The following is a 5,353-nucleotide window of genomic DNA, read 5'->3' as shown; positions in this document are numbered from 1 at the left end:
CACTGACCTTGCCGTTGGACAGTTCCTTGACGAACAGCGTGTAAATCTCTTCGCCGCTGGTATCGAGGCTGTAGGCCAGGCGCTGGTGGTCCGGGCTGATGCTGAAGGCGCCCAGCGAGAAAAAACCGCCATTGGCCAGCTCATTGGGGTCGAGCAGCAGCTGTTCCTGGCTTTCATCGACCAGCAGGCTGTCGTCGGCCGGGCGCGGGCAGCGGTAATGCCGGGCATATTCGTCACCGGCGACGGTGCGGGTGTAATACAGGTAGGGGCCCCACGGGGAGGGCAGCGACAGGTCGGTTTCGAGAATCCGGCTTTTTATTTCGTTGAACAGGGTTTCTCGCAGCTCGGCCTGGTCGGCCAGTTGTGCTTCCTGATAGCTGTTTTCAGCCTTGAGGTAGTCGAGCACCTGTGCGCTGTCGCGCTCCTGCAGCCAGGCGTACGGGTCATCGCCGTCGGCCTTGTGGGCAATCGGGGCGCTGCAAACGTGGGCGGAAAGGGGCATGAAGGACTCTCGGGCGTAATGTAAAAATGGCTTCACAGACAGCGGGGCAGCCTGATCGGTGAAAAGCCGTTATCATAAGCGCCTCTTTGCCTGCCTTGCCATGGACACCATGACCGAGAACGACTATCTGATCGCTTGGGGCCTTTACGCCTTTGCCGCTTTAGGCTGCCTGTTGGTGTGGATGCGGCTGACCCGCTGGATGTGGCGCTGGTTGCGCGAGCCACTGCGTCTGCTCATGGTCGTGCTGTTGTTCAGCCCGACCATTATCGACCCGGTGAAGGAAAAATTCGCCCCGGCCATCGCCATTACCGCCCTGGACCTGCTGTTCAAGGTTGGTAACAACATCTGGCGCGCGATCTCCGACCTGGTCATGTACAGCATGATCGCCTTCGGCATTTACCTGATCTTCGCGTTGATCCGCTTTCCCATCGAGCGCGCCGCCAATGCTCGCAAGGAGCGGGAGGCCGCCGCGAAAGCCGCTGCCAAGGCTGCCGATCCGGATGATGACCAGCCCTTCGGCGGTGCTGGCGATGATCGTTATGGTCGTCCGCCGGTGCCAAGCAACCCCCAGCGTTCGCGAGTTGAACCCCGTCTTTGACGTTGCCCCGGCATTGAAGCGAGAGTCCAGGCATGTGTGAATTATTGGGCATGAGCGCCAATGTACCGACCGATATCGTGTTCAGCTTCACCGGGCTGATGCAACGTGGTGGTCGAACCGGCCCGCATCGGGACGGTTGGGGGATCGGGTTCTATGAAGGTCGCGGCCTGCGCTTGTTTCAGGACCCGGCGGCGAGTTGTGAGTCCGAAGTCGCGCAGCTGGTACAGCGCTATCCGATCAAAAGCGAAGTGGTGATCGGGCATATCCGCCAGGCCAACGTCGGCAAGGTCTGCCTGTCCAACACCCACCCGTTCGTGCGTGAGTTGTGGGGCCGCAACTGGTGCTTCGCGCATAACGGCCAACTCGCCGACTTCCAGCCAACCGCCAGTTTTTACCGGCCAATCGGCGACACCGACAGTGAAGCGGCATTCTGCGATGTGCTCAACCGCGTACGTGAAGCCTTCCCGGAGCCGGTTGAAGTCGAGCAGTTGCTGCCGAGCCTGGTGGCGGCGTGCGCCGAGTATCGCAGCAAAGGTGTGTTCAACTGCCTGTTGAGCGACGGCGACTGGCTGTTCTGTTATTGCTCGAGCAAATTGGCGCACATCACCCGGCGCGCACCGTTTGGTCCGGCACGCTTGAAGGATGCGGACGTCATCGTCGACTTCCAGGCCGAAACCACCCCCAACGATGTGGTGACGGTCATTGCCACCGAACCCCTGACCGAAAACGAAACCTGGACCCGTTACGAACCGGGCCAATGGAGCCTGTGGCGACGCGGCGAATGCGTCAGCCAGGGCAAGACCGAATAAGGAACACCTTTCTATGTTGCTCAGTTATTTGCGRCTGGTGTTGTTTGCGATCGGCCTGTTGGTGGGTGTGCAGGTACCGGGTTTCATCAACGACTACGCCAAGCGGGTCGAGGCGCACCTGATCGAAGCGCAGACCGGCTTGCGAGGGTTCCAAGGCACCGCCGAGCAGTTCTTCAAGGGCGATCTGCAAGCATTGGTTGCTCATTACCGTGCCAGTGACGACCCGGTGTTTCGCAGCGATGCCGACAGCCTGAGCACCTTGCTCACTCGCCAATTGGCGCTGGACAAGCAATTCCAGGCCATGCAAGGCCCGTGGTACATCCGCGTCCTGCAAGTGGTGTTGGCGGCTGACCCGGATATTCGCAAGGAAACCTGGAACGGCTACAGCTACCAGCTATTGCTGACGCCTGAAGCCATGGGCTGGGGGCTGAGCGGGGCGATGTTGCTGTCGTTCGGGCTGGAATGCCTGTTCCGCCTGATCGACTGGGTGGTGTTGGGCGGCAAGCGCCTGCGCCAGAGCCGGCCGATTGAAGAGCGCGATTTACGCGGTTTGTAACGCCATCGAAAGTGCAGGAGCCGGCACGCCGGCTCCTGTTTTATTTACCAGTCGATCGAGTAGCTCATGCTCAACGTACGGCCTTCGGCGTTGGCGAACGGCGCTTTGGCATTGGCCTGGGCGAACAGGTTGACGTACGTACGGTCGGTCAGGTTGTACACCCCGCCTTCAAGACGCCCGACCGGCAATCGCACCGAGCCCAGCAGGTCCACCAGCGTATAGCCCTTGATGTCGCGCCCGTTGTTGTCCTTGGCGGCGGCGTCGTAACTGGCCAGGCGCATGCCTTGCAAACGCAGGGTGTAGTCATCTTCGGTGTAGCCGACGAACAGCGTGGTTTTGGCTGGTGAGATGCGTGTCGCCGGCAGGTCGATCCATTTGCCGTTCTGCTCGGTCTCGCCCTTGGCCCACGCGTAAGTGCCCCCCACCGACCAGTGATCGGTCGCGCGGTAGGTCAGGCTGTTTTCGATGCCGCGCACCCGTTCCTTCTGGTTGATCAGGCGCAKGACGCGATCGTTGGCATCGTAGAACTGGGTTACGTCCGAGGTGTTTTCATACACGGTGACATCGGCCTGCCACTGGTCCCAGTTGCCGCGCCAGCCCAACTCGTAGCTGTCGACCTTGATGGCCTGGGCGTTGAGGCTCTGGATGTCGAAGGTACTGTTCACATCACGCAAGAAGCGCTGGATATCCGGCAGCGAAAATCCCTGGCTGTAATTGGCGAAGAGGTCCTGGTTCTCGCTCAGGTGATAGACCGCGCCCAGGTTGTACAGCGTGGCGTCATATTTGAGGGTGTCGCCGGGCAGGGTGGCGCGAACGCCGGTCTGGACGATCTGACCGTAGGCGATGCTGTCGGCGACCTCACTTTCGATCCACTCGCGGCGCACACCGCCACGCAATGTCCAGTCGCCAACGTCCCAGGACATCTGCCCGAACAGCGCCTTGGTGGTGGTTTCGAGATCCGGGCCCATCTCGAAGGTGGTGCCGGTCTTGGTGTAGGTCAGCCCTTTGAGGGTGTACTGGTCACCCCGCTGGCGCGAGCGTTCGTGATCGTAGTCGGCGCCCCAGACCAGATTGCCCGTAGCGCTGCCGATGGCCGGCAACGGCGTGTCGATGGCCGCGCGCAAGCCATAGACATCCTGCACGCTGTTGTTGTCGGCGATCCCGGCCTTGCCCCGCGACAGGTCCGGGAAGAACAGCGCATCGGCCCGGCGCCAGTAACTTTCCAGTTGCAGGCCCTGACCGTAGAAGTCCTTGTCGGTGTAGTTGAGGTTGACCGCCTGGTTATGGGTGTAGGGCTGGTCGYCGAGTTTCAGCCCTTTGACCGCTACGGCTTGCTGCAGGTTTTTCGGGTCTTTGGTGAAGTCCGTGTCCTGCTGGTCCTTGTAGTCCTGCAGCGACAGGCTGAGTTTTTTGTCGGCATCCAGTTCGTAACCGAAACGACCTTGCAGGTCATAGGTTTCGGTGTCCATGTTGCTGCCCTGGGAGGTGTCCTGGGGGATGCGCTTGCCGTTGCCATCGAACTGATCGTTGCGCTGGGTCAGGTCGGCGGATACGTACCAGTCCAGCGCGTCCTTGCGCCCGGTCGCACTCTGGAAAGCTTCGTAGGCGAAGCCTTTGCTGTTGAGGTTGTTGCCGCTGGTCAGGCCCAGTTTGCTGCTGTAGGCAATGTCCTGGCCCTGGTTGCGCTTGGTGATGATGTTGATGATGCCGCCCGAAGCGCCGGCACCGTAGATGCTGCTGGCGCCGGAAATCACTTCGATGCGCTCGATGCTGGCCGGCGCAATGCTGTTGAGCTGGCGGAAGTTATCGCGCGTGGCGTTCTGCGATACGCCGTCGATCAACACCAGCATGTTGCGCCCGCGCAGGGTCTGGCCAAAGTTGCTCATCCCGCCGCTGGACGGCGCAAGGCCGGGCACCAGTTGTCCGAGAATGTCGGAGACCCGGCGACCCGCGCCGCTCTGCTCGCGGACTTGCTGTTCGTCGATGACCTGCACCGAGCCCGGAATCGAGGCAATGCTCGCTTCGCTGCGAGTCGCCGAGACGACGGTGGCTTGCATGTTCAGGGTGCCGGGTTGCTGCTCGGTCTCCTCGGCCCAGGTCTGGGCGCTGAAGGAGCCAAGCAGCGGAATCAACAGAGAAAGTTTGGTTCGGGTCATGACGTGGTCTTTTTAGTTTTGATAAGTGTGGGTAGATAAGGGTGTGGGGCCGGGTGTGGAGGTGAAACTCCGCACCCAGCGAATCCCGATGGCGGCCAGTGCGTAAGTCAGCGCCACCAGCCAGAAGCTGTGGTTCAGCCCCACCAGCCCCATGCCGATCCCGCCGAGTACGGCACCAAGCAAGGCGCCAGCCTTGGCCGCGCTGTTGCCGAGGCCGAGGGCAAAACCCTGTTGGCTTGAAGCAACGGTGTTGGCGATCAGTGCATAGGCGACCGGCAGCAGGGCGCCTTGCCAGACACCCCAGACCAGCCGGCTGACGAGGAACCCCAGCCATTCGTTGGCCAGTGCCGTGGCCGCCAGTGTCAGGGCGCACAGCCAGGCGACGCCTTCGATGACGCGCAAGGTGTAGGCCGGTTGCCAGCGGTCGAACAGGCGTCCCCACAGTGGGGCGGAAATGGCCAGGGTCGCGGCGCTCGCCGCATAAGTGGCGCCGATCAGCCAGCTCGGTGCGTGCAGAATCTCGGCGACGTACAGCGCGTAGAACGGCTGCGGCATCATCTTCGCGGCCTGAATCAACACGATCACCAGCAGGATTCCACCGAGCCAGCCTTTGGGCAGGACCACCGGCGCAAGCGGTTTTTTCGTCGTGGCGCGCGCCTTGTCGGCCGGAAGGAAAAAACTCCCCAGTGCGCACAGCAGGCAAATCGCCGTCGCGCCATAACAGAGCAGGGC

General features: G+C 61.6%; 5 protein-coding genes and 1 pseudogene. 3 read left to right on the top strand and 3 right to left on the bottom strand.

Annotated features, from left to right (window positions below):
* A pseudogene (locus tag AC1DH9_RS21595) lies at positions 1-502 on the bottom strand (S9 family peptidase); the annotation flags it as partial.
* A gap of 100 nt (positions 503-602) precedes the next feature.
* Here AC1DH9_RS21595 and AC1DH9_RS21590 point away from each other — a divergent pair.
* From AC1DH9_RS21590 to AC1DH9_RS21580, 3 genes are read left to right on the top strand one after another with little or no spacing between them, the layout of a single operon-like run.
* The gene (locus AC1DH9_RS21590; RefSeq protein WP_054598264.1) at positions 603-1,100 is read left to right on the top strand and encodes a hypothetical protein; all 498 of its coding nucleotides are present in this window, start codon (positions 603-605) and stop codon (positions 1,098-1,100) included.
* A gap of 32 nt (positions 1,101-1,132) precedes the next feature.
* Complete coding sequence (locus AC1DH9_RS21585; protein WP_427540559.1) at positions 1,133-1,909, top strand: class II glutamine amidotransferase; 777 nt, start codon at positions 1,133-1,135, stop codon at positions 1,907-1,909.
* 13 nt (positions 1,910-1,922) lie between these two features.
* Complete coding sequence (locus tag AC1DH9_RS21580) at positions 1,923-2,465, top strand: DUF2937 family protein (RefSeq protein ID WP_019692484.1); 543 nt, start codon at positions 1,923-1,925, stop codon at positions 2,463-2,465.
* Positions 2,466-2,509: 44 nt separating this feature from the next.
* On the opposite strand, the gene AC1DH9_RS21575 is transcribed toward AC1DH9_RS21580, so the two are convergent.
* Together AC1DH9_RS21575 and AC1DH9_RS21570 are read right to left on the bottom strand one after the other, a co-directional pair.
* Positions 2,510-4,621, bottom strand: coding sequence for a TonB-dependent receptor (locus AC1DH9_RS21575; RefSeq protein WP_477808756.1), 2,112 nt, complete (start codon positions 4,619-4,621; stop codon positions 2,510-2,512).
* 12 nt (positions 4,622-4,633) lie between these two features.
* A partial coding sequence (locus AC1DH9_RS21570; protein ID WP_477808755.1) for an MFS transporter occupies positions 4,634-5,353 on the bottom strand: 720 nt, incomplete at its 5' end.

It is taken from the genome of Pseudomonas sp. 05T35, assembly GCF_056396605.1.
This window is presented reverse-complemented; position numbering and strand designations above follow the sequence as displayed.